At 56.8% G+C, this 23269-nt stretch carries 19 protein-coding genes; 6 read left to right on the forward strand and 13 right to left on the reverse strand.

Features of this window, described 5'->3' with window-relative positions:
- Positions 1 to 29: 29 nt before the first annotated feature.
- The 3 genes from KHQ23_RS23925 to KHQ23_RS23935 form a co-directional block, all read right to left on the reverse strand.
- Positions 30 to 1001 carry a DMT family transporter gene (locus KHQ23_RS23925; RefSeq protein WP_002886691.1) on the reverse strand — a complete coding sequence of 324 codons (972 nt, stop codon included), beginning with the start codon at positions 999 to 1001 and terminating at the stop codon, positions 30 to 32.
- A 75-nt stretch (positions 1002 to 1076) separates the two neighbouring features.
- Positions 1077 to 1901: an AraC family transcriptional regulator gene (locus tag KHQ23_RS23930; RefSeq protein ID WP_002886699.1), complete on the reverse strand. Its 825-nt coding sequence runs from the start codon at positions 1899 to 1901 to the stop codon at positions 1077 to 1079.
- A gap of 77 nt (positions 1902 to 1978) precedes the next feature.
- A complete protein-coding gene (locus KHQ23_RS23935) occupies positions 1979 to 2827 on the reverse strand; it encodes an SDR family oxidoreductase (RefSeq protein WP_002886702.1) in 849 nt (282 codons plus the stop codon).
- Between the two features lie 89 nt (positions 2828 to 2916).
- On the opposite strand from KHQ23_RS23935, the gene KHQ23_RS23940 reads away from it, so the two are divergent.
- On the forward strand, positions 2917 to 3288 hold the full coding sequence (locus tag KHQ23_RS23940) for a helix-turn-helix domain-containing protein (protein WP_004152015.1): 372 nt from the start codon (positions 2917 to 2919) through the stop codon (positions 3286 to 3288).
- Positions 3289 to 3342: 54 nt separating this feature from the next.
- Here the strand turns inward: KHQ23_RS23940 and cpdB are convergent, their stop codons facing one another.
- Positions 3343 to 5286, reverse strand: a complete 1944-nt coding sequence (gene cpdB, locus KHQ23_RS23945; RefSeq protein ID WP_073553725.1) for a 2',3'-cyclic-nucleotide 2'-phosphodiesterase — start codon at positions 5284 to 5286, stop codon at positions 3343 to 3345.
- 191 nt (positions 5287 to 5477) lie between these two features.
- Here cpdB and cysQ point away from each other — a divergent pair, with 191 nt between their 5' ends.
- The gene (gene cysQ / locus KHQ23_RS23950) at positions 5478 to 6221 is read left to right on the forward strand and encodes a 3'(2'),5'-bisphosphate nucleotidase CysQ (RefSeq protein ID WP_004177677.1); all 744 of its coding nucleotides are present in this window, start codon (positions 5478 to 5480) and stop codon (positions 6219 to 6221) included.
- Here cysQ and KHQ23_RS23955 read toward each other — a convergent pair.
- Positions 6211 to 6768 carry a YtfJ family protein gene (locus tag KHQ23_RS23955; RefSeq protein ID WP_002886706.1) on the reverse strand — a complete coding sequence of 186 codons (558 nt, stop codon included), beginning with the start codon at positions 6766 to 6768 and terminating at the stop codon, positions 6211 to 6213. The genes cysQ and KHQ23_RS23955 overlap by 11 nt on opposite strands.
- Positions 6769 to 7091: 323 nt before the next feature.
- On the opposite strand from KHQ23_RS23955, the gene KHQ23_RS23960 reads away from it, so the two are divergent.
- On the forward strand, positions 7092 to 7298 hold the full coding sequence (locus KHQ23_RS23960; protein WP_002886707.1) for a DUF1107 domain-containing protein: 207 nt from the start codon (positions 7092 to 7094) through the stop codon (positions 7296 to 7298).
- A 61-nt stretch (positions 7299 to 7359) separates the two neighbouring features.
- Here the strand turns inward: KHQ23_RS23960 and araC are convergent, their stop codons facing one another.
- The 5 genes from araC to msrA form a co-directional block, all read right to left on the reverse strand.
- The gene (gene araC, locus KHQ23_RS23965) at positions 7360 to 8232 is read right to left on the reverse strand and encodes an arabinose operon transcriptional regulator AraC (RefSeq protein ID WP_004178353.1); all 873 of its coding nucleotides are present in this window, start codon (positions 8230 to 8232) and stop codon (positions 7360 to 7362) included.
- Positions 8233 to 8262: 30 nt separating this feature from the next.
- Positions 8263 to 10272 carry a beta-galactosidase gene (locus KHQ23_RS23970; protein ID WP_004210661.1) on the reverse strand — a complete coding sequence of 670 codons (2010 nt, stop codon included), beginning with the start codon at positions 10270 to 10272 and terminating at the stop codon, positions 8263 to 8265.
- 17 nt (positions 10273 to 10289) lie between these two features.
- Positions 10290 to 11522: an oligosaccharide MFS transporter gene (locus KHQ23_RS23975; protein WP_004210660.1), complete on the reverse strand. Its 1233-nt coding sequence runs from the start codon at positions 11520 to 11522 to the stop codon at positions 10290 to 10292.
- Positions 11523 to 11723: 201 nt separating this feature from the next.
- Entirely contained in the window at positions 11724 to 13061 is a 1338-nt protein-coding gene (locus KHQ23_RS23980; RefSeq protein WP_002886718.1) for a hemolysin family protein, read from the reverse strand.
- Between the two features lie 180 nt (positions 13062 to 13241).
- Positions 13242 to 13880: a peptide-methionine (S)-S-oxide reductase MsrA gene (gene msrA, locus KHQ23_RS23985; protein WP_002886721.1), complete on the reverse strand. Its 639-nt coding sequence runs from the start codon at positions 13878 to 13880 to the stop codon at positions 13242 to 13244.
- Between the two features lie 208 nt (positions 13881 to 14088).
- Between msrA and tamA the strand changes: the two genes are divergently transcribed.
- The 3 genes from tamA to KHQ23_RS24000 are packed head-to-tail and all read left to right on the forward strand — an operon-like array spanning position 14089 to position 19942.
- A complete protein-coding gene (gene tamA / locus KHQ23_RS23990) occupies positions 14089 to 15822 on the forward strand; it encodes an autotransporter assembly complex protein TamA (RefSeq protein WP_002886722.1) in 1734 nt (577 codons plus the stop codon).
- On the forward strand, positions 15819 to 19595 hold the full coding sequence (gene tamB, locus KHQ23_RS23995; protein WP_032435471.1) for an autotransporter assembly complex protein TamB: 3777 nt from the start codon (positions 15819 to 15821) through the stop codon (positions 19593 to 19595). Before tamA ends, tamB begins: the two co-directional genes overlap by 4 nt.
- Positions 19596 to 19597: 2 nt before the next feature.
- Positions 19598 to 19942: a gamma-glutamylcyclotransferase gene (locus KHQ23_RS24000; protein WP_002886724.1), complete on the forward strand. Its 345-nt coding sequence runs from the start codon at positions 19598 to 19600 to the stop codon at positions 19940 to 19942.
- A 37-nt stretch (positions 19943 to 19979) separates the two neighbouring features.
- Here KHQ23_RS24000 and KHQ23_RS24005 read toward each other — a convergent pair whose 3' ends face one another.
- The 3 genes from KHQ23_RS24005 to ppa all read right to left on the reverse strand — a co-directional run bounded on the left by KHQ23_RS24005 (position 19980) and on the right by ppa (position 23094).
- The gene (locus KHQ23_RS24005; RefSeq protein WP_015959299.1) at positions 19980 to 21146 is read right to left on the reverse strand and encodes a hypothetical protein; all 1167 of its coding nucleotides are present in this window, start codon (positions 21144 to 21146) and stop codon (positions 19980 to 19982) included.
- A 155-nt stretch (positions 21147 to 21301) separates the two neighbouring features.
- Entirely contained in the window at positions 21302 to 22489 is a 1188-nt protein-coding gene (locus tag KHQ23_RS24010) for a hypothetical protein (RefSeq protein ID WP_023343017.1), read from the reverse strand.
- A 74-nt stretch (positions 22490 to 22563) separates the two neighbouring features.
- Positions 22564 to 23094, reverse strand: a complete 531-nt coding sequence (ppa, locus tag KHQ23_RS24015; protein ID WP_002886766.1) for an inorganic diphosphatase — start codon at positions 23092 to 23094, stop codon at positions 22564 to 22566.
- Positions 23095 to 23269: the final 175 nt, after the last annotated feature.

The following is a 23269-nucleotide window of genomic DNA, read 5'->3' on the forward strand; positions in this document are numbered from 1 at the left end:
GCGAGGGAATACCCCTTAAGGAGGCGAGGCTACTTTTTTTCGTCCGCCAGCGGCTGCAGCATCGGTTTTTCCGGTCTGGCGCGTACGGCGGAGACCACGCCGAGCACCAGCAGCAGGATGCCGCTCAGGGTCAGCAGCGGCGGTAAGCTTTGCCGCAGCAGGAAGGTATACAGCAGTCCGGCCAGGGTTTCGAAGACGATAAGCGGGCCGAGGATCACCGTCGGCAGCCGCTGGCTGGCAATATTCCAGCATAGCGCGCCGACCCATGAGCAGAGCACCGCGATGGCCAGCATCAGCGTAATAAACACCGCCGGACGCGGGCCGAAGGGCAGGGGAAACCCGGCCTGCTGACCGTGCAGCCAGGCGCAGGCGGCGAGATAGCCGGCCAGCGAAACCGGAAGCGTCACCAGCGCCTGAGCGGTAGCCCACATCATTGGCGGTTGATGCGGGTTCTCCCGCAGCCAGCGGGCGTTGCGCAGAGCATACCAGGCCCAGCAGACCACCGATCCCAGCGCCAGCGCAATGCCGGAGCCGTAGCGCCACGGGCTAAAATTCGGCAGCCCCTGACGCAGCTCCGCGACGTTAACGCAGATCAGGCCCACAGCGATGCAGATCAGCGCCGGAAACAGGCGCCGCCACGGCAGCTTCCCGTCGCGCTGGCTGTAGAGCAGATTGGCGAACACCGGCAGTACCACCGGCAGCGTGCCGATAATCATGGTGGAAACCGGCGCCCCGGTGCGCTGAATGGCGCTGGCCAGGCAGACGTAATAGATAAGGTTCCCCATCATTGTCAGGCCCAGCGCGGTCCACCAGTCGTGCCGGCTCAACTGGCGCAGTCGCGCGCGCCCGAGCCACGCCAGCGGCAGGGCGATCAGGCCCAGCGCCAGATAGCGTCCCATCGACTGCAGCATCGCCGGATACTCTGGCACCAGCAAAGGCCCGACGAAAATTAAACCCCACATCAGCCCCGCCAGCAGGGCGTATAACACACCACTAATCATCATTGCATCCGTTGTCATTACCGTTGTCTGCAGTGTAGAAGGGGGTCGGGCAGGAATATTGTATGAGATTGCGCATTAGCGCCTGGCGACCTGCTTCTGATAGCGCACCGGCGTAATGCCGTAACGCTGGGTGAAGGCGCGGGTCAGGTGGGACTGGTCGGTGAGGCCGACGGCTATCGCCACTTCGGCGGCGGGCATGCCGTGGGTGAGGAACGCTTTGGCGCGCCACAGACGGATGGCCATCAGCATCTGATGGGGCGTTACGTGATAGTGGGCTTTAAACTGGCGCTGAAAGTGGTACGGGCTCAGCGCCGCCACCTGCGCCAGCTCGTCGAGGGTGATGGGACGCATATAGTTATCGTGCAGGTAGTCGCGCACGCGGTCAAAGCGATGCCCGGCCTCACCTTGCGCAGAGGCATGGTGGGCCAGAGGGCGGAAGGCGTCGATGAGGTCGAGCAGCAGTCCCTGCTGGGCCAGCGGATCGTCGCTATGCCACAGGCCATAAATCAGCTGGCCAATTTGTCGGGAACGCAGGGGATCCTCGCGGACCACCTCGCTGAACCACCAGTCTCGCACCCCGGTGATGGCTTCAAGACGGTCCGGCTCCAGATAAATCATCCGGTAGCGCCAGCCGTCGGCGGTTTCCGCTTCGCCGGTGTGCAGCTCGTCGGGATTCATGGTGACAATGGAGTTTGCGGCGGCAATATGCTGACTGCCGCGGTAGCGAAAGCGCTCCGCGCCTTGCTCAATCACGCCGATGCCGAAGGCTTCGTGGGTATGGGGTTCAAAGGCGTAGCGGGATATATGGGCGTGGTAAAGCTCCACCCCGGGCAACTGTTCGAGATGGCGAAAGCGCGCGCGGTCTTTTTCATCACTAAATTGGAGTGGTACGCCCTGCATGCCTGCCTCCCGACGGTTATCCCTTCAATATGGGAGAGGAACCGCCGGGACGCAACCGCAAAAGCTGAGAGGGGCGGTTACAGAATGCCTTTCACGCTTTCAGCAAGGGAGGTGGTCGGGCGGCCGATCAGCGTACTCAGGGTGCGGCTGTCGTCAAACAGTCCGCCTTTCGACGCGCCGACATCGGAATCCGCCAGCATATCGGCAAGCCCGGCCGGCAGGCCGACGCTTTTCAGCGCGGCGGCGAAATCGGCTTCGCTGAGGTTCTGGTAGACCACGTTTTTCCCGCTTTGCTTGCTCAGCTCGGCAGCCAGGTCGCTCAGCGTCCAGGCGTTATCACCCGCCAGTTCGTAAATTTTGCCTTCATGACCCTCACTGGCGATAACGCGGGCGGCAGCGGCGGCATAATCCGCGCGGGTGGCGGAGGCGATTTTACCCTCGCCGGCGGCGCCGATAAACACGCCATGCTCCAGCGCCGGCGGCGCGCTGGCCAGATAGTTTTCGGTATACCAGCCGTTACGCAGCAGGGCGTAAGCGATACCAGAGTCGGCCAGCATCTGCTCGGTTTCGATATGCTCTGCGGCCAGACCCAGCGGCGAAGTGTCGGCATGCAGCAGGCTGGTATACGCGATGAATTTCACTCCGGCGGCTTTGGCGGCGTTAATGACGTTGCGGTGCTGTACAGCACGCTGGCCGACTTCGCTGGAGGAGATTAACAGCAGTTTATCCACGCCCTGCAGCGCGGCGGTCAGCGCCGCTTCGTCGCTGTAGTCGGCCTGGCGGACAACCACGCCCTGCTGGCTGAGCGCCTGGGCTTTGGCCGGGTTGCGGACAATCGCCACAATCTGGCTGGCAGGGACGGTGTTAAGCAGGTCTTGCAGAACGTAGTGGCCAAGCTGGCCGGTGGCACCGGTAAGAGCGATCATGGGTCTTCTCCTTCGTGTTTATTGGCAGTTGTGGTAAGCTACCACCTTAACTAACTTTTAGTAAGTACGTACAAAAAGGTAAGTGTGAAATGGCCGAACCGACGCTGAGCGAGAAATTGCGCACCGGCAATTTGTTTGCGGAACAGTGCCCGTCGCGCGATGTGCTTAAACATGTCACCAGCCGCTGGGGCGTGTTGATTCTGGTGGCGCTGCGCGAGGGAACCCACCGTTTCAGCGATCTGCGCCGTAAGATGGGCGGGGTCAGCGAAAAGATGCTGGCGCAGTCGCTGCAGGCGCTGGAGCAGGATGGTTTTATCGACCGCGTCTCTTATCCGGTGGTGCCCCCGCACGTTGAATATAGCCTCACGCCGCTCGGCCTGCAGGTGAGCGAGAAGGTGGCCGCCCTGGCGGACTGGATCGAGGTTAATCTGCCCTCGGTGCTGGCTAACCACGGGGAGTGAAAATGTATCACTCCCTGTAGCCCCGGTAAGCGCAGCGCCGCCGGGGAACAGGCATTACTTGCTCAAATCCAGCTGATAAATGGCGAAGCCGATATCATCGGTGGCCACCTGGCGCATTGGATACTGCGCTTTCTCTTTGATAAACGCCGCGGCTTTGTCGCCAGGCGAGGTCTCAAAACGAATATCCAACGGCGTGTTGCTGTGGATCGGCGCCAGACGCCAGTTGTTATCCGCCGCCGGATGGATCGCGCCTTCCTTCTTCGATTGCGCGCCAATCCACGCCGCCAGCACCGAACGGTTTTCATCCGGTGAGGCGAAGGCGATATGGCTCTCACCGGTGCCGGCGAATTTGCCGCCGTAAGCGCGATAGTTATTGGTCGCGACCAGGAAAGTAGCCTGCGGATCAACCGGTTTTCCATTGAAGGTCAGGTGCTTAATACGCTCTGCCTGCGGATGGATCATCTGACATTCGCCGTCGTAGCGGGCCGGCTGAGTGACGTCGATCTGGTAGTTCACCCCGTCAATGACGTCGAAGTTGTAGGTGCGGAAGCCGTCCCAGTTGATCAGCGACTGCGGCTTGCTGCTGGCGGGATCGATCTGGTTAAACTGTCCGGCAGAGCATTCCAGCCACTCCTTAACCTCTTTCCCGCTGACCTTCATCACCACCAGGGTGTTGGGGTAGAGATAGAGGTCGGCGGCATTGCGGAAGGTGAGCTGGCCTTTCTCCACTTCGACAAAGCTCGCCGGATCGTTTTTACGCCCGCCGACTTTAAACGGCGCGGCGGCGGAGAGCACCGGCAGCTTCGCCAGATCCGGGTCGCCCTGAATATAGTGTTCTACGTAGGCTTTCTGCGCCATGTTGACCACCTGCACCGTCGGGTCGTCCTGCACCAGCGCCAGATAGCTGTACATGTTGTCGGCGGACTTGCCGATCGGCTTGCTGACGAATTCGCGAGTGGCGTCATGATCGGCTTTCAGCACCGACACCAGCTTGCCATCTTCGGCCGCCAGTGATTTCTTCGCCACCGCGTCATAGATTGGCCGCGCTTCCGCTTTACTCTGAGTTACCTGCCATTTACCGCTGTCGTTATTTAGCACCAGATCGACCACCCCGAGATGATCGCCCCACATTCCCGGCATCACCGCCGGTACGCCGTTTAGCGTCCCTTTGGCGATATCCGCGCCTTTGATGTTGGCGAAGTCTTTACCCGGGAACACCGCGTGGGCATGGCCGAACATAATGGCGTCCACGCCGGGCACCTGGCTTAAGTAGTAAACCGAATTCTCGGCCATCGCCTGATACGGGTCGGCGGAGAGGCCGGAGTGAGCGACCACTACCACCACATCAGCCCCTTTCGCCCGCATCTCCGGGATATATTTGCGCGCGGTTTCGGTAATGTCATTGACCGTCACCTTGCCGTTAAGATTAGCTTTATCCCAGGTCATGATCTGCGGCGGCACAAAGCCGATATAGCCGATGCGCAGGGTGTGGATTTGACCGTCGCTGTCCACGACCAGGGTATCCTGGATCAGGTACGGCGTAAACATCGGTTTTCCGGTTTTGGCATCGATGATATTGGCGTTCACGTAGGGGAACTTCGCCCCGGCCAGCGCCTTGTGCAGGAAGTCGAGACCGTAATTGAACTCATGGTTGCCCAGATTGCCGACGGCGTAATTCAGGGTGTTCATCGCCTTATACACCGGATGTACATCGCCCTCTTTGAGCCCTTTTGCCGCCATATAGTCGCCTAACGGGCTCCCCTGGATCACATCCCCGTTATCCACCAGCACGCTGTTTTTAACTTCTGCCCGCGCCTGTTCGATCAGGCTGGCGGTACGCACCAGGCCGAATTTCTCCGTGGCGGCATCTTTGTAATAGTCGAAGTCCATCATATTGCTGTGCAGATCGGTGGTTTCCATGATCCGCAGGTCGACCGTCGCGGCGTTGACGCTGGCGGCGATCAGCGTGGCCAGGAGCGTTGCGCTAAACTTAATCATCAGAGGCGTCCTTTTTTATGAGCGATAGCACAGAAGAAAATGTATTTATATTCTGTTGCTTACAGAAATGTGAATCTTGCCAGAAAAGCGGGCAGAGAAACCGCCATCGTTATCACAGATAGCGGAACTCGCGGTGATGCGATATAAATAAAACAACGAGTTAACGCCACTGTAACCAGACGAGGTGGAGAATGTTAGAACAAGTATGTCAGCTTGCACGGAATGCGGGCGATGCCATCATGGAAGTCTACGATGGAAACCAGCCGATCAACGTCGCCAGCAAGAAAGATGATTCTCCGGTCACGGCGGCGGATATCGCAGCGCATAAAGTCATTGTCAGCGGCCTGCAGGCGCTGGATCCGGATACCCCGATCCTCTCCGAGGAGGACCCGCCGGCGTGGGAAGTGCGCCAGCACTGGCAGCGCTACTGGCTGGTCGACCCGCTGGACGGCACCAAAGAGTTTATTAAGCGTAACGGCGAATTCACCGTCAATATCGCGCTGATTGAAAACGGCAAGCCGACGCTGGGCGTTGTCTATGCGCCGGTGATGAAGGTGATGTACAGCGCGCAAAATGGCAAAGCCTGGAAAGAAGAGTGCGGCGTACGCAAGCAGATCCAGGTCCGCGATGCCCGTCCGCCGCTGGTGGTGATTAGCCGCTCCCACAGCAACGATCCGGAGCTGCAGGAGTACCTTGAGCAACTTGGCGAACACCAGACCACCTCAATCGGTTCGTCGCTGAAATTCTGCCTGGTGGCGGAAGGTCAGGCCCAGCTCTATCCGCGCTTCGGGCCGACCAGCACCTGGGACACTGCCGCCGGCCATGCGGTCGCGGTGGCCGCCGGGGCGCATGTTCACGACTGGCAGGGGAAAACCCTCGACTACACGCCGCGTGAATCCTTCCTCAACCCCGGCTTCCGGGTCTCTATTTATTAAGCAATTTATGCAGCAGGTCGATCACCTGCTGCACCTCTTGTTGGGTGAGGGCGCCGTCTTTAGCCCACTGCACACGCCCGTTCTTATCCAGCACCACGATCGCTGAGCTCTTCTCGTCCAGCTGCCAGGCCTTCCGCACCAGGCCGTTGCTGTCGACGATAAATTGCGACCATGGGAAGAGCTTTTTATTACTTTCAATGCTGTTGCGTACAAACATCCCGGTGCCCGGGATGGCGTCGTCAGTGTTTACAATGGTGGTGGTCTGATAGCGATCGTGCGGGAAGCCCGCCGCTTTAATCGCCTCGATCAGGTTGGCATTCTTCTCTTTTGCTGACGAGCGTCCGGCGATGTGCTGGACCACGCGCACTTTTCCCGCCAGCTGGGCGCTATTCCAGTTTTTATAGCTAAACTTATCCTTATCCAGAATAAGCTCTCCCCGATCCGCGACGCCAACGGGCGCCACGCGCTGGCCGTCGACGAAGTTATGCGCTGTGGCCAGCAGCGGGAGAAGCAGTAACGAGGCGGCCAGTATGCTACGTAGGGTCATGCGCAATCCTTAATCATTTTTATGCAGGTGATCCGACCACTTGGTCTCGTTTAATCATAAGTGCGATTGGCGGTGATTACCCGCAATGAGGATGCCAGTTTGCGTGTTGACGCACAAATTAGTCGTAAAACGGCGACTTATACTTACTTCATCGTATGTCTGAAACGAAAATTCTGAATTATTGTCATCAAAGGGTAAATAAACTTATACATACTGGGTCCCTCTGAGATTCTGGACTATAGTTTTAGGGCATTAAAATTTGCGCTCCCAAGACGTGGGCTAACTGTGGCACCACAAGAGCGTAACCCTGGCAGGAGAGAAGAATGAAAATTTTCCAACGCTACAATCCGCTGCAAGTGGCGAAGTACGTGAAGATCCTGTTTCGTGGACGGTTGTACATCAAGGACGTTGGCGCATTTGAATTTGATAAGGGCAAAATCCTTATCCCGAAGGTCAAGGACAAGCTGCATCTGTCAGTGATGTCCGAAGTCAATCGTCAGGTGTTGCGTCTGCAAACTGAGATGGCATAACCTGGCACGTAGCAGTACGTAGTAGGTAAAAGACGGCTCCCGATGGGAGCCGTTGATGTTTTTAGCCCTTCATTTCCGCATAGCGTTTGCGATATTCGCCCGGTGGGATGCCGTTATGTTTACGAAACAAGCGGGTGAAATAGACCGGATCGCTGTAGCCCACCGATAAAGCAATTTTGTTAAGTGGGAGCGAAGTGCTCTGAATAAGCCACCTGGCGCGGTTGATGCGCTGCGTTTCCCGCCACGCATAGACCGTTTGCCCCAGTTCATTTTTGAAAAGGTGCGCCAGACGTGAAGGGGAGATAAACACCATCGCCGCCAGAGTCTCGATTTTTACCTCCTGCGCAATATGGGCGTTAAGATAGTCACAGATGGCGTTAATCCGAGGGTCGTGGGCATGGCGGTTGCTAATGGGTTGCTGTTGAAAACAGCGGAGAATTAATCTCTCCAGCGCGTTCATTGCCAGCGCTTCTGACAGCGGTACGGACGCAGAGTGGTGGCGTATCACTTCGTAGAACAGATCGCGCAGTTGCTGGAGCTGGTCGGGATCGTTAATGGTTGTTTTGCCGATACCGTGGGTGGTTTGGTCCCACTTCAGCCAGTCTATCCAGTAGGGGCGGGGGATAAAGTAGATCCACAGATGGTCCCAGTACTCGCTGTGTTCGTCCCTGCCGTAATGATGGGGCACGCCGGGAGGAAACAGCAACAGATCGTTTTCCCGGCACAGCAGGAAGCCATCGCCCGCTTTCGCCCGCGCCTGGCCGCGCAGGGTCAGATTAATGATGTAACCTTTCATCCCCTGCGGGCGATTAATGTAGTAGTCCAGCGTGGAGCCGCGGGTAATCGGCGTGAAGCCTGCGACGACCCAGGCATTGAAGGTAAAGGTCTTCATCAATGGCGAGAAATTGAGTAGCTCATTGATATCCAGTTCCATTCTCTCTTCCACCTGAGCGCCGCCGCGTCGTTAGCTTTCGATGATAGTAAATTCCCAGGCCCTGAGGCGCAACGGCTGGCCGACGTATACTGTCTCCCCGCTCAGCAGCGCGGTACCCAGGGTCTCGCTGACAACATCCATCGCCTCGCCGGAGTAATTGAACAGGAAGTGGATATTATTTCCGGCGCGGTTACGCATCTTTTTAACCACTAACGGATAGCGATAGGCGGAAGTTCGCGAGTTCAGCGTGAGATCCGCCGTCAGGACATCAAACAGCTGGCTAATCAGGCCCTTCTGCGGCAGAAATCCAACGTACAGGGCGCGACCCTGACCGTAATCCGCCTCCGTTGCGGCGGCGTATTCGCCCCATGCCGGGTGCTGGTAGCGCAGCAGGGTGCGGGTCCCGTCATCGGGCGTCAGCAATTCCATCCACAGCTCAGCCTGATTGTCATTGCGGCAATCAATCTCTGCGCAGCAAGAGCTTACCGTCGTCTCTTCCGGCAGGGTGAACTGGCTGTAGCTGACGCCGCAGCTCTGGCGCAAAACCCCCGGCTGCGCGCTGCTGCGCACCTTGACGTTTTCATCGCTAAAGCCTGATTTAAAGCCGATCAGCGCTCTGCCGCCCCGGGCGATATAGTCGTTAATCCGCGTTAGCAGGCCCTCATCGGCGGCGTACAGACCAGGAACGATCAGCACCCGGTAGCGCGAGGTTTCCTCGTTCACATCGTGGATGATGTCGAGGCTGATATTGTGGTCATACAGCGCATCGTGGAAGCGGCGGAAGATATCGTTATAAATGTTGCCCCTGGCGTCGCCGGGAAGGAAGTGATTGAGAGCGTCCATCGCCTCATTACTTATTAGCAACGCGACGTCATTTTCGGCCTTCAGCTCCGCCAGCTGCGGGGACAGGCGGGCGAAATCGGCGCCGATGGTGGTAGCTTCCTGCCAGGTTGGGTTGCGCGAGAAGTCGTGGCTGAGCAGCCCCTTCCAGTAGGTTTCAAAGGCGTTATGAATCGAATGCCAGTGCCAGTAGGAGACCATGGCGGCGCCGGAGGCGATATGGCTGAATGCCTGCAGGCGTAGCTGGCCCGGGAAGGGGGTCCACTGGGCGAAGCCCTGAGCCTGGGTTTCCAGCACGAAGTAGTTCTGGCCCGGCTTAAGCGAGCGGGTGATGGCGCCGCCAAAGGCGATTTCCCGTCCGGTCAGGTGTGCCTGACTCGGGTGATAGATATCGACGCCGGCGATATCCAGCGCCTGCGCCGCCGCAAAATGGTCGACCCGCGGCTGCACGCCGTAAGAGTAACCGCGCCATTCGAAATCGAAGTTGTGGGTGACGAACTGGTGCGGCTGGGCGTATTCCCGAACGATGGCCGCCTGCCAGGCCAGATACTCGGTGACCTGCTGACGCTGATAGCGGGAGAAGGCGCAGGCGAGGCTGGCGTTGATGGTGTTTTCCACCGGCGGAAAATCCTGCCAGCGGTCAATGCGGTTGCTCCAGTAATCCAGGCCGAAATCGTGATTCAGCTGCCTGAGGTCAGGATATTTCTCCTGCAGGCTGCGCACGAAGCCCTCCTGCATATAGCGGCCAATATTGTCGTAATGCTTGGTTTCGTTATCCAGTTGCCAGCCGATAATCGCCGGATGGTGTTGCACATGGGCCATCAGCGTGCGGATAATTTTTTCGGCATAGCGGCGAAAGGTCGGGTTGACGATATCCATGATCTGCCGCGGACCATATTTTTGCTGCCCCGCGACGGTGGTGACCAGAATATCGGGATGTTTCGCCGCCAGCCAGGCCGGGACCGCGTAGGTGGGCGTCCCGACGATGACCGCAATGCCGGCCTCATGCATCGCCTCCAGCACCCGGTCGATATGGTAGAAATTATACTGGCCCTCTTCAGGCTCCAGCGTACTCCAGGTGGACTCGGCAATACGCACCACGTTAATGCCGGTTTCGCGCATTAAGGCGATATCCTTAGCCAGCCGATCTTCCGGCATATATTCATCGTAATACGCCACGCCATAAAATAAATGAGACATACACACTACCTCCTACATTAATTCGCGGGCACCGGTTGTGAAGAGAAGACACGCGCTTTATCCAGCGTAATAAAAGAAATAAGCGTGAAGCACAGAGCGATACCGCCGAGTACGATATAGCTACTGGTAAAGCCCATGCTCTGGTACATATGGCCGATACCGGTCGAGAGAAAAATAGAGCTAAAGCTTTTCGAAAATTGGAAGCCAATTAAGTAAACGGTCGCTGACAGCAGAGGATTAAAGTTAGCCGTAATATATTTTAATGCCGCGACAAGTAGTACCGAGCTTTCAAAACCGTGGAGGAGTTTAATCAGACTGATGGAGACAGGGCCAATAGCCCACGCGGAGCCGATAATACGCAAGCTCATAATCAGCCCGCAGTATAACAGCGCATTTTTCGGGCCGATTTTATTCACAAACCATGGCGCAAAGAACATCACGATGGCATCAAGGAAAATCTGACCCGTGGTTAAATAACCGAAGACTTCTGCACCCCGGGCTTTACTCTCAAAGAAATGGCTGTAATAGATAGCGAACTGCTGGTCATAGGTTTCATAGACCGCCCCGACGCCAATGACATAGAGGGCGAAGAACCAGAATTTTTTAATTTTTAACAGCGAGACGGCATCGCGGAGGGTAACCGGCGATGCTTTGCCGGACAGCCGCCCCTGCTGAGGGTGGGCGCTGATCTGCATTTTCCAGACAATCGCCATAAGACAGACGCCTGCGCCGCTGGCCAACCAGAAAATCATATTCTGATCAATGCCGTAGAGTTTTCCTGCCGCAAAGGTACCGATCGCAGCGCCGATGCCACCGAACATCCGCGCCCGACCAAATTCGAAGCCGGAGGCGCGGCTGACTTTATCAATGTAGGCTTCGCAAATCCCGCAGCCGGCGCCGTAGGCCATGCCAATATAAAGGCCGCCAGCCAGCGCGCCGAAGAACACATTTATTTTTAACAGGGGAGCAAAGACATAAATCCAGTAAGGGGCGAATAACGTGATAATAATCGCCAGCATCCACATCAGATTCTTACGATACACCAGTTTATCGGAGATGAAGCCGAATAATGGCTGAACGCAGACGGCGACAATGGCGGTGAAAGAATAAACCAGGCCGACGTCTGTGTAGTTAATACCGATGGTTTCCGTCAACCACAGGGATAAATAAGGGTAGCAGCATCCCCAACCTATAAAGAAGAACAGGAAAAACAGACAGCTGATAAAGTAATTTTTATTTGACGTTATCATGGTAACCCTCGCTTCCTTTATTCAGGAATATGATCGTGTTGATGCGAGCAACGTTACCTTTTTGCGCGTCGGGGAGTCATGAACGTTTCGCTATCGAGCAGGAGTAATCTGCTATCGGCAGAGGGGCGTGAGCCGCTTCACATTCGAGCCATAAAAAAGGGCGGATGGTCATCCGCCCTTAGGAGAGAGAAAAGATTACGCTCAGGCGTTCTGGCTTTCCGCCGTTTCCGCCTGCTTCGGCACCAGCACCGTTGGCTTGTTATCGATGCGGGTCACCAGCAGCTGGTCGATACGGTAGTTATCGATATCCACGACCTCAAACTTATAGCCGGAGAACTTCACTGCGTCGGTGCGTTTGGGGATTTTACGCAGCATAAACATCATAAAGCCGCCGATGGTCTCGTAATTCCCGGACTGCGGGAACTCGTCGATATCCAGCACGCGCATCACGTCATCAATCGGCGTACCGCCATCGATCAGCCACGAGTTTTCATCGCGGGCGACGATCTGCTCTTCCAGCCCCTGGCCGACGAGGTCGCCCATCAGGGTGGTCATCACGTCGTTGAGAGTGATGATCCCGACCACCAGCGCGTATTCATTCATGATCACCGCGAAGTCTTCCCCGGCGGTTTTGAAGCTTTCCAGCGCTTCCGACAGGGTCAGGGTGTCCGGCACGATCAACGTGTTGCGGATCTGTACGCCGCCGGTCAGCACCAGGCTCTGGTTCGCCAGCACGCGGTTCAGCAGATCTTTTGAATCGACGTAACCGATAATGTGGTCGATATCTTCATTACAGACGAGGAACTTCGAGTGCGGATGTTCGGCCACTTTATTCTTCAGGCTCTGCTCGTCTTCGTGCAAATCAAACCAAATGACGCTTTCACGCGGGGTCATGGAGGAAGGAACGGTGCGGGACTCCAGCTCGAACACGTTCTCAATTAGCTCATGCTCCTGCTTGCGCAGCACCCCGGCCAGCGCGCCGGCCTCGACCACGGCATAGATATCATCGGAAGTGATATCGTCTTTCCGCACCATCGGCAGTTTGAAGATGCGGAAGATCATGTTGGCCATGCCGTTAAACAACCACACCAGCGGGCGGAAGACTAACAGGCAGAAGCGCATCGGGTTGATGATGCGCAGGGCCACTGTTTCGGGCGCAATCATACCGATGCGTTTCGGAGTCAGGTCAGCAAACAGGATGAACAAGCTGGTGACCAGGGTAAAAGAGATGATGAAGCTCAGCTGCTCGGAGAGCTCCGGCGACAAATACCCGCTGAGCAGGCTATGAAACGCCGGTGAGAAAGCCGCGTCGCCCACAATACCGCCAAGAATGGCGACGGCGTTGAGGCCAATCTGCACGACGGTAAAGAAGGTGCCCGGGTTCTCCTGCATCTTCAGCACCCGCTGTGCGTTGACGTTGCCTTCATCGGCCAGCAGTTTCAGTTTGATTTTACGTGAGGCTGCCAGTGAAATTTCCGATATCGAAAAAAACGCACTGACGGCTATCAGACAGAGTATTACTAAAATACTGTTTAACATATCTTTTCTGACCGTTGAGGCCAGATCCTCGGAAGGGAAGTTGATAACTCAAATGTGGAATACATAAAAAACCGGTCCGAAGGCGCTGGACCGGCTGTCACACTGGCTAGTATAGCGTAAGGGAATGTAAAGCCGCCAGAGCGTTCATTGACCGCCTCGCTGTTGAGGCGGAAATCAGAATTACGCTTGAGGCGGCAGGCAGACGCCAATGCCGCCGATGCCGCAATAGCCGTGCGGGTTTTTATACAGATACTGCTGGTGATCGTCCTCGGCATAGTAGAACGGTTTGGCGGTGGCGATCTCGGTGGTGATGTGACGGGTATCGTGCGCGTCGTTCATCGCCGCCTGGAAGCGCGCGAGGCTGGCCTTTGCCGCCTCCGTCTGTTCCGGGGTCAGCGGGTAAATCGCCGAGCGGTACTGGGTGCCGTGGTCGTTACCCTGCCGCATACCCTGCGCCGGGTCGTGATTTTCCCAGAACACCTGCAATAACTGCTCATAGCTAATCACCTGCGGATCATAAACCACGCGTACCGCTTCCGCGTGACCGGTCTGGCCGCTGCATACTTCGCGATAGGTCGGATTGGGCGTATAGCCGCCAGTGTAACCTGCGGCGGTGCTGTAAACCCCCGGCAATTGCCAGAACAGGCGCTCAACTCCCCAGAAGCAGCCCATGGCGAACAGCGCCACTTCCATCCCCGCCGGGACGTTGGTCATCGAGTGGCCGTTAACTGCGTGGAGCGTCGCCACTGGCATGGGGGTATTGCGTCCAGGCAGCGCATCCGCCTGGGCGACAAGATGCGTTTTATCAAATAGACTCACGGTTGGCCTCTCAATACAGAAATCGTCGTTAAGGTTGTAACGAAGCGTGTCTTTTAACACAATAAATACGCGTAATACGTCTAGATTAATACATAAGAATTATTTGGGTTATTGCCACTTTTTCAACCCTATGTTGTTAGGGTTTTGTTAAGCCGTGGAGCGGCGCCAGTGTTTCCTGTAGAGGAAACAGGGATATTCAGGAGAAAATGTGCTAAAAATCCGCCAGTTATGTGTCACCAGCCTTTTGCTGGTCAGCGGGGTCGCCAGCGCAGCGAATGTGCGTTTGCAGGTTGAGGGATTATCCGGGGAGCTGGAGAAAAACGTTCGCGCCCAGCTTTCCACCATCCAGAGCGATGAAGTCACGCCGGATCGTCGCTTTCGCGCGCGCGTCGATGACGCCATTCGCGAAGGTCTGAAAGCGCTGGGTTATTACGAGCCGACGATTGAATTTGATTTGCGTCCGCCGCCGAAAAGGGGACGTCAGGTGCTGATCGCCAAAGTGACCCCGGGAGAACCGGTGCGCATTGGCGGAACCGAGGTGATTCTGCGCGGCGGCGCCCGCACCGATAGCGACTACCTGGCGCTGCTGAAAACGCGCCCGGCCATCGGGACGGTGCTCAACCACGGGGATTACGACGGCTTCAAGAGCTCGCTGACCCGCGTCGCCCTGCGCAAAGGCTACTTTGACAGCGAGTTTCTTAAGAGCCAGCTCGGGGTCTCCCTCGACCGTCATCAGGCGTTCTGGGATATCGATTACGACAGCGGCGAACGCTATCGCTTTGGCCACGTCACTTTCTCTGGCTCGCAAATCCGCGATGAATACCTGCAAAACCTCGTGCCGTTTAAAGAGGGCGACTACTACACCTCGCAGGATCTGGCCGAGCTAAACCGCCGCCTGGCGGCGACCGGCTGGTTCAGTTCGGTGGTGGTGGCGCCTGATTTTGCTAAGTCGCGGAAAACCAAGGTGCTGCCTCTGCAGGGCGTTGTCTCGCCTCGCAAAGAGAACACCGTGGAAACTGGGGTCGGCTATTCCACAGACGTCGGTCCGCGGGTGAAAGCCACGTGGAAAAAACCATGGGTCAACTCGTATGGCCACAGCCTGACCTCCAGCGTCAGCCTCTCCGCCCCGGAGCAGCAGTTCGACTTTACCTATAAAGTCCCACTGCTGAAGAGCCCCCTTGAACAGTATTATCTGATGCAGGGCGGTTTTAAGCGTACCGACCTCAATGATACCCAGGCCGACTCTACCACCCTGGGTGTCTCGCGTTTCTGGGAGATGTCGAGCGGCTGGCAGCGAGCGATTAACCTGCGCTGGAGCTTGGATCACTTTACCCAGGCGAACGTCACCAACACCACCATGCTGATTTATCCTGGGGTCTCGGTGAACCGCACTCGCTCCCGCGGCGGCCTGATGCCTACCTGGGGCGATTCCCAGCGCTACTCGGTGGATTACTCCAACACCATGTGGGGCTCGGACATCAACTTCATCGTGATGCAGGCCCAGGACGTCTGGATCCGTACCCTCTATGACCGCCACCGCTTTGTGGTGCGCGGCAACCTTGGCTGGATCGAAGCGGACAACTTTGACAAGGTGCCGCCGGATCTGCGCTTTTTCGCCGGGGGCGATCGCAGTATTCGCGGCTATAAATACAAATCTATCTCGCCGAAGGACGATGACGGCAAGCTGATCGGGGCCTCGAAGCTGGCCACCGGCTCGCTGGAGTATCAGTACAACGTCAGTGGTAAATGGTGGGGCGCCGTGTTTGTCGATAGCGGCGAAGCGGTCAGCGATATTCGCGAGAGCGATTTCAAAACCGGCGCCGGGGTGGGCGTGCGCTGGCAGTCGCCGGTGGGGCCGATCAAGCTGGATATCGCCCGACCGATCGGCGACAAAGAAGAGCATGGGTTACAGTTTTACATCGGTCTGGGGCCTGAATTATGAGTTTATGGAAGAAGATAAGCCTCGGCGTCTTAATCGTGTTAGTGCTCCTGCTGGGAACCGTCGGGTTCCTGGTGGGGACCACCACCGGCTTGCATCTGGTGTTCAAGGCGGCGGATCGCTGGGTACCGGGGCTGGAAATCGGCAAAGTGACCGGTGGCTGGCGTGATTTAACCCTCGATAATGTTCGCTACGAACAGCCCGGCGTGGCGGTGACCGCCGGTCAGTTTCACCTCAGCGTCAGGTTGCGCTGCCTGTGGGACAGCAGCCTGTGCGTTAACGACATCGCGCTGCGCGATATTTACGTCGCCGTCGATACCAAGAAGATGCCGCCCTCAGCGCCGGTCGAGGAAGAGGACAGCGGGCCGCTGAATCTCTCCACTCCTTATCCGATCACCCTCAGCCGCGTCGCGCTGCATAACGTCAACGTTAAAATCGATGATACCGCGGTCTCCGTACGCGATTTTTCCACCGGCCTGAACTGGCAGGAGAAAAATCTGACCCTGACGCCGACCTCGCTGCAGGGGCTGCTGATCGCCCTGCCTAAGGTGGCGAAAGTGGCGCAGGAGCAGGTGGTTGAGCCGAAAATTGACAACCCGCAGCCGCAGGAAAAACCGCTCGGCGAGACGATGACCGACCTCTTCTCGCAGCCGGTGCTGCCGGCGATGACCGATGTCCATCTGCCGCTGAACCTCAATATTCAGGCGTTCCGCGGCGAGCAGCTGCGCCTGACCGGCGATACCGATATCACCGTGTATAACCTGCTGCTGAAAGTCAGCAGTATTGACGGCCAGATGAAGCTCGACGCCCTTGATATCGACTCCGATCAGGGCAAGGTCAGCGCCTCGGGCAGCGCGCAGCTGCAGGATAACTGGCCGGTGAACATTACCCTCGCCGGAACCCTGAACGTCGACCCGATGAAAGGGGAGAAGGTGCAGCTGAAGGTGGGCGGCGAAGTGCGTAAAACGCTCAAAGTCGGAGTGGACTTAAGCGGGCCGGTCGCGGCCACGCTGCGCGCGGATGCGCAGCTGGCGGAGGCCGGGCTGCCGCTCAATATGGAGCTGAAGAGTAAGCAGCTCGCCTGGCCGTTCAGCGGCGAGAAGCAGTTCCAGGCCGACGATGTCCAGCTGAAGTTCAGCGGCAAAATGACCGACTATGCGCTGGCCTTCTCCACCGCGGTGAAAGGTCAATCGCTGCCGCCGGCGAAAATCGCCCTCAACGCCAAAGGCAATGAACGGCAGATCAGTCTCGACAAGCTGACGGTCAACGCCCTGGAAGGGAAAACCGAGCTGAAGGCGCTGCTCGACTGGCAGCAGGCGATCAGCTGGCGCGGCGAGCTGACCCTCGACGGCATCAACACCGCCAAAGAGGTGCCGGACTGGCCGTCGAAGCTTAACGGCCGGATCAAGACCCAGGGCAGCCTGTACGGCGGCAGCTGGCAGATGTCGGTGCCGGAGCTGAAAATTACCGGCAACGTGAAGCAGAACAAAGTGGATGTGGCGGGCTCGCTGCAGGGTAACAGCTATCTGCAGTGGAAAATCCCGGGACTGCATCTGGCGTTAGGCCCGAACAGCGCTGATATTAAAGGCGAGCTGGGGGTGAAGGATCTTAATCTCGACGCCACCATCGATGCGCCGCACCTGGATAATGCGCTGCCGGGGCTCGGCGGGACGGCGAAGGGCTTGGTAAAAGTGCGCGGCACAGTCGATGCGCCGCAGCTGCTGGCCGATATCACCGCCCGGGCGCTGCGCTGGCAGGAGCTGACCATCGCCCAGGTCAACGTCAAAGGGGATGTGAAATCCACCGATCAGATTGGCGGTAACCTGGACGTGCGGGTGGATCGCATCAGCCAGCCGGGGGTCAATATCAGCCTGGTGCAGCTCAATGCCAAAGGTACAGAGAAACAGCATGAGCTGCGGCTGCGCGTGCAGGGCGATCCGGTTTCCGGCCAGCTGACGCTGGCAGGCAGCTTCGATCGTCAGGCCGAACGCTGGAAGGGCTCGCTGAGCGATACCCGCTTCCAGACGCCGGTGGGGCCGGTAGCGCTGACGCGCAGCATTGCGCTGGACTATCGCAATCTGGAGCAGAAAATCAGCATCGGGCCACACTGCTGGACCAACCCGAACGCCGAGCTCTGCGTGCCTGAAACCATTGACGCGGGCGCCAGCGGACGGGCGCGGGTGAATCTCAACCGCTTCGATCTGGCGATGCTCAAGCCGTTTATGCCGGAGGCGACCCAGGCCAGCGGCGTGTTTACTGGTAATGCCGATGTGAGCTGGGACACCACCAAAGAGGGACTGCCGCAGGGCAAAGTGACCCTCAGCGGGCGCAACGTCAAGGTGACCCAGGTCGTCAACGACGCGCCGTTGCCGGTGGCGTTCGATACGCTGAACCTCAGCGCCGACCTGCACAACAATCGCGCCGAGCTGGGCTGGCTTATCCGCCTGACCAACAATGGTCAACTGGATGGGCAAGTGCAGGTTACCGACCCGCAGGGGCGGCGTAATCTCGGCGGCAACGTCAATATCAGCAACTTCTCGCTGGCGATGATCAACCCGATTTTCGCTCGTGGTGAAAAGGCAGAGGGAAGGCTCAACGCCCGTCTGCGTCTGGGCGGTAATGTGAAAAGTCCGCAGCTGTTCGGCCAGATGCAGCTGAGCGGGGTGGATATCGACGGCAACTTTATGCCGTTTGATATGCAGCCGAGCCAGCTGGCGATGAACTTCAACGGCACGCGCTCGACCCTGCAGGGGACGGTGAACACCCGCCAGGGGCAAATCGCCCTCAGCGGTAATGCCGACTGGACGCAGATCGATAACTGGCGGGCGCAAATTGCGGCGAAAGGCAGCCGGGTGCGGATCACGGTGCCGCCGATGGTGCGTCTCGATGTATCGCCGGATGTGGTGTTTACCGCCACGCCAAGCCTGTTCAATCTCGACGGCAAAGTGGATGTGCCCTGGGCGCGGATCGTGGTCAACGAGGTGCCGGAGAGCGCGGTCGGCGTCTCCTCTGATGAAGTGATGCTGGATAAAAACCTCAAGCCGATTAAGCAGCAGAGCGCCAGCATCCCGATCAACAGCAACCTGACCATTCACGTCGGCAACAACGTTCGTCTGGAAGCCTTCGGCCTGAAAGCGCGTCTGACCGGTGATTTGAAAGTGGCGCAGGACAAGCAGGGGCTGGGCCTCAACGGGCAGATTAATATTCCGGACGGCCGTTTCCACGCCTATGGTCAGGACTTGATTGTCCGCAAAGGGGAGCTGCTGTTCTCCGGTCCGCCGGATCAGCCGTTGCTGAATATCGAAGCGATTCGTAACCCGGATGCCACCGAAGACGATGTGATCGCCGGCGTTCGCGTCACCGGCTCCGCCGATCAGCCGAAAGCGGAGATCTTCTCTGATCCGGTTATGTCCCAGCAGGAAGCGCTGTCTTATCTGCTGCGCGGCCAGGGTTTGAGTAGTGGTCAGAGCGATAGCGCCGCGATGACCTCAATGCTTATTGGTATGGGGGTTGCACAAAGTGGTCAGGTTGTGGGTAAAATCGGCGAGACGTTTGGCGTAAGCAACTTGGCGTTGGACACCGAAGGGGTAGGCGATTCTTCCCAGGTGGTGGTCAGCGGCTATGTACTGCCGGGTCTGCAGGTAAAATACGGGGTCGGTATCTTCGATTCCCTGGCGACGCTGACTTTACGTTATCGCCTGATGCCTAAGCTATATGTGGAAGCGGTGTCTGGCATCGACCAGGCGCTCGATTTGCTCTATCAGTTTGAGTTTTAGCAATGCGAATATTTGTTTACGGCAGTTTACGACGCAAACAAGGCAACAGCCACTGGATGACCAACGCCCAGTGGCTGGGCGCTCATAGTGTCGACGATTATCAGCTGTACAGCCTGGGCCACTATCCAGGCGCGGTGCCCGGCGAAGGCACAGTACATGGTGAAGTTTATCGTATTGATGCATCGACGCTGGCCGAACTGGATGCGCTGCGCACCAAGGGGGGCGAGTATGCGCGCCACCTGATTCAGACGCCTTACGGCAGCGCATGGATGTATGTCTATCAACGTTCCGTTGAGGGTTGTACGTTGATAGCGAACGGCAACTGGTTGGATCGCGACCAGTATTAACCACGACAGCGCCACCTTCGGGTGGCGTTGTTTTTTATTACTTCAGTTCCCATGGCGTCATTCTGGCGCCCTGACGTCTGGCATAACGTAATATGGCCTGATGTACCTTCACTCTACCGGCCACCCGACGTGACAGGGGATGGGCAATCATACGGACAAACTCCATCACTATTAACAGCAGGTTAATCGGGAGCAGGGTGCCTGTCAGCCTGGTAAGCATTTCACGATAAAATGGCCAACTGCCCAGATTAAGCATGGGGTCGTGCAGTTTGATGGTGAGCGTAAAAAACATCACTATGAGTACGAGGCCGTACGCGATTTTATAAATTGATGCCATCTGCTGATTGCCGGGATGAAAGGGGCTATTTTTTAAATAAACACTGCCATCACTGACATTGTATAACGCCTGAAGATCATCGTATCCATGCCGGCGTGCGGCGATAACCCAGTCCCCATCGGCAAGAAATGGCGGGCGACAACGATTATTCAGGGCATCGCTCAGCCAGGTCAAGTGCGCTGAAAAAAACGAGTGACGAGTCGCCAGCTGAAAACAGGCGCCTTCTTTGATAAAATAAGGCCTTACCCTCGTAGCGAACCATATTTGATAATAACTATTCAGAATCACGCCTTCTTCAAGCGCAAATTCTTTTGGCAGCGCTATCTCGTTGTTGGCCGATGGTGGATGCCTTTCAGAAGTAGCGGGTAGAATTTCCAGACGCTGACAGAATGAAATATCGCCTTGCTTCGTTCGCTGCATTTTCGCATTGAGAACACGTAACCTGAGTGAGAAATTGCAAGAGCAAAAAGAGAAGATGCCGAAGGGATTCACCAACATTGTGATAAAACATAATAATAAAAAAATATCCAACCATGGAGCACAAGCGAGAATGATCAAGCAAACAAAAAAGACCAAGCCGACAGGTCGAAGAAGCTTTTTAATACTCAGCGGCTGCCGGGAAGGTTCGAGCAAAATATGGCCATCGCTTAACCAGTGGATCCAGTAACTGCCATCCTTTAGGCGGCAAGTGCCGATATGTAGCGGCTGGCCGAGCCTCAGACGGTCAAAAAGCGAGGGGTCTTTAAAATGGCGTTTATCAGTATAAAAGGCATGCTCGCCTGCAATGAGGCGTAAATAGCTTTGCTCTTCCGAGGCGGCAGTGGTGAAGCCGGTAAAATTCACGGTGAAATAATGGGTCTGTTTCACAAGGTTCCTTCCTTGATGAAATGATGGTGTTTTACGTATCACGCGTTGCCGACCCACTCCTTACCAGAGCGGGAGATGATCCTTCGCCAGCCACATCGCGGAAGCCAACGTCGTCAGCGCGAGGAATAATAATCGTCGTGTTGGGGTGCTGAACATTACATGATCTCCTCGAGCGCGGTATGGCGGGCCGCTCCCTGCAGGTAGTGCCGCATCGCCGAGCGCATCTTCATCCAGTCAGCCACCCGGTGTGACAATAACCAGGCCGTCGGGCCAATCAGCTCCAGTACCGCCAGGATCCCGCCGAAACTGAGTAATAATAGGGACAGCATGTCCAGTGAATCCTGAATTAACCACCCAAATCCCCTGGCTGGTTTGTATGGGTTATTTAGCGACATGCCGAGTATGAGGAGGTACATCACCAGCACCATGCCATAAAACAGGTTATAGACTAGCGACATTTGCCGGTCACCGGGATAACAGGGATGATTTTTCAGAAAAGCGCCCCCGTCGCTGACGTTGTATAACGCCTGGACGTCGTTATCTTTCCGTTGGTAGACGACGACTATCCGATCGCCGATAGCGAGAAAGGGCGGTTGACGGCGGTAAAAAAAGGGATGCAGGCCGAAGTTGGCGAAGCCGTTCTGCCAGAAGAAGGCCAGCGGCGCCGTGTCGCATTGTATCCCAACGCCATGGTATTCCCGCGTTGGGTTCCCCGCGAACCATTTCTTAAAAATGATATTGCTAATTTTTCCCGTCCGGACGGCATAGCGTTCCGGCAGGGCTTGCGTAAAAGGCTTCGCCGACTGGCGGAGGGTTTGCGCCGTAGTCGGTAGCGGCTGGCAAAAGGAAAAGTCGCGGCGGCGGGCCTGCGCCATCTTCGCCAACAGATCGCGCATGGCGGGGTGCATTTTTAGCGCCCGGTGGAACAGTAGCTCGCAGAGGCCGGTTAACAACGCGATGAAGGCCAGTATCGCGATAATGCCGAAGCCGAACCTTCCCCATTCTGAGGTGCTCATCATGAGCGGGATAAGAGCGACGATGAGCGTCAGCAGGCTGATACTCAGCAGCGGCCGGGCCCAGCGCTTTACCCGTTGACTGGGCTCAAGGAGCGTTTCGCCATCGCTGAGCCAGTGGATCCAGTAACTGCCGTTGTCCAGGCGGCGGACGCCAAGGTGCAGAGGCTGATTGATCGTCAGGCGGTCAAAAAGCGAGGGGTCGTTAAAATAGCGTTTATCGGTATAAAAGACATGGTCGCCGGCGATAAGGCGCAGATACCCCTGTTTTTCACAGGCGGCGGTCGTGAAGCCAGAAAAGTTAAGGGTGAAATAGCGAACGCTTTTCACGGGACACCCTCCATGGTGTTATCGCGGCTATCCGTGCCGCAATCAGGCAGGGGATGACCCTGCCTGAGACAGAATTACTTCTGCTTAGCGCGCTCGAAAGAGGCAACGATTTCGGCTTTCGCCGCTTCCGCGTTGTCCCAACCGTCGACTTTAACCCACTTGCCTTTTTCCAGATCTTTGTAGTGCTCAAAGAAATGAGTGATCTGGGCTTTCAGCAGTTCCGGCAGGTCGTTCACATCGTTGATGTGATCGTATTCTTTGCTCAGCTTGGTGTGCGGTACGGCAACCAGTTTCGCATCTTCACCAGATTCGTCGGTCATCTTCAGAACGCCAACCGGACGGCAGCGGATCACGGAGCCCGGCTGCAGCGGGTACGGAGTCGGGACCAGCACGTCAACCGGGTCGCCGTCCAGGGACAGGGTGTGGTTGATGTAGCCGTAGTTGCACGGATAGAACATTGCCGTGGACATGAAACGGTCAACGAACAGTGCACCGCTCTCTTTGTCGACTTCGTATTTGATAGGATCTGCGTTCGCCGGGATTTCGATCACGACGTAGATGTCTTCCGGCAGATCTTTGCCCGCAGGTACGTTGAGTAAGCTCATGTCTGTTTCCTTTAAAATGTATGGCAAACAAGTGCTCGGTATTATAGCCAACTCACATCGAAAGTCTTCGCTTCTTTTTCCCGATATCGCCGCAGAGTGCTCCGAATTTTTCGCGTAATAATGACATGAAAATCCATAAACATAGCCACATCATGAATAAATTTATGTAACCGTT

Source organism: Klebsiella sp. 64, assembly GCF_018223915.1.
Classification (GTDB): domain Bacteria; phylum Pseudomonadota; class Gammaproteobacteria; order Enterobacterales; family Enterobacteriaceae; genus Klebsiella; species Klebsiella pneumoniae.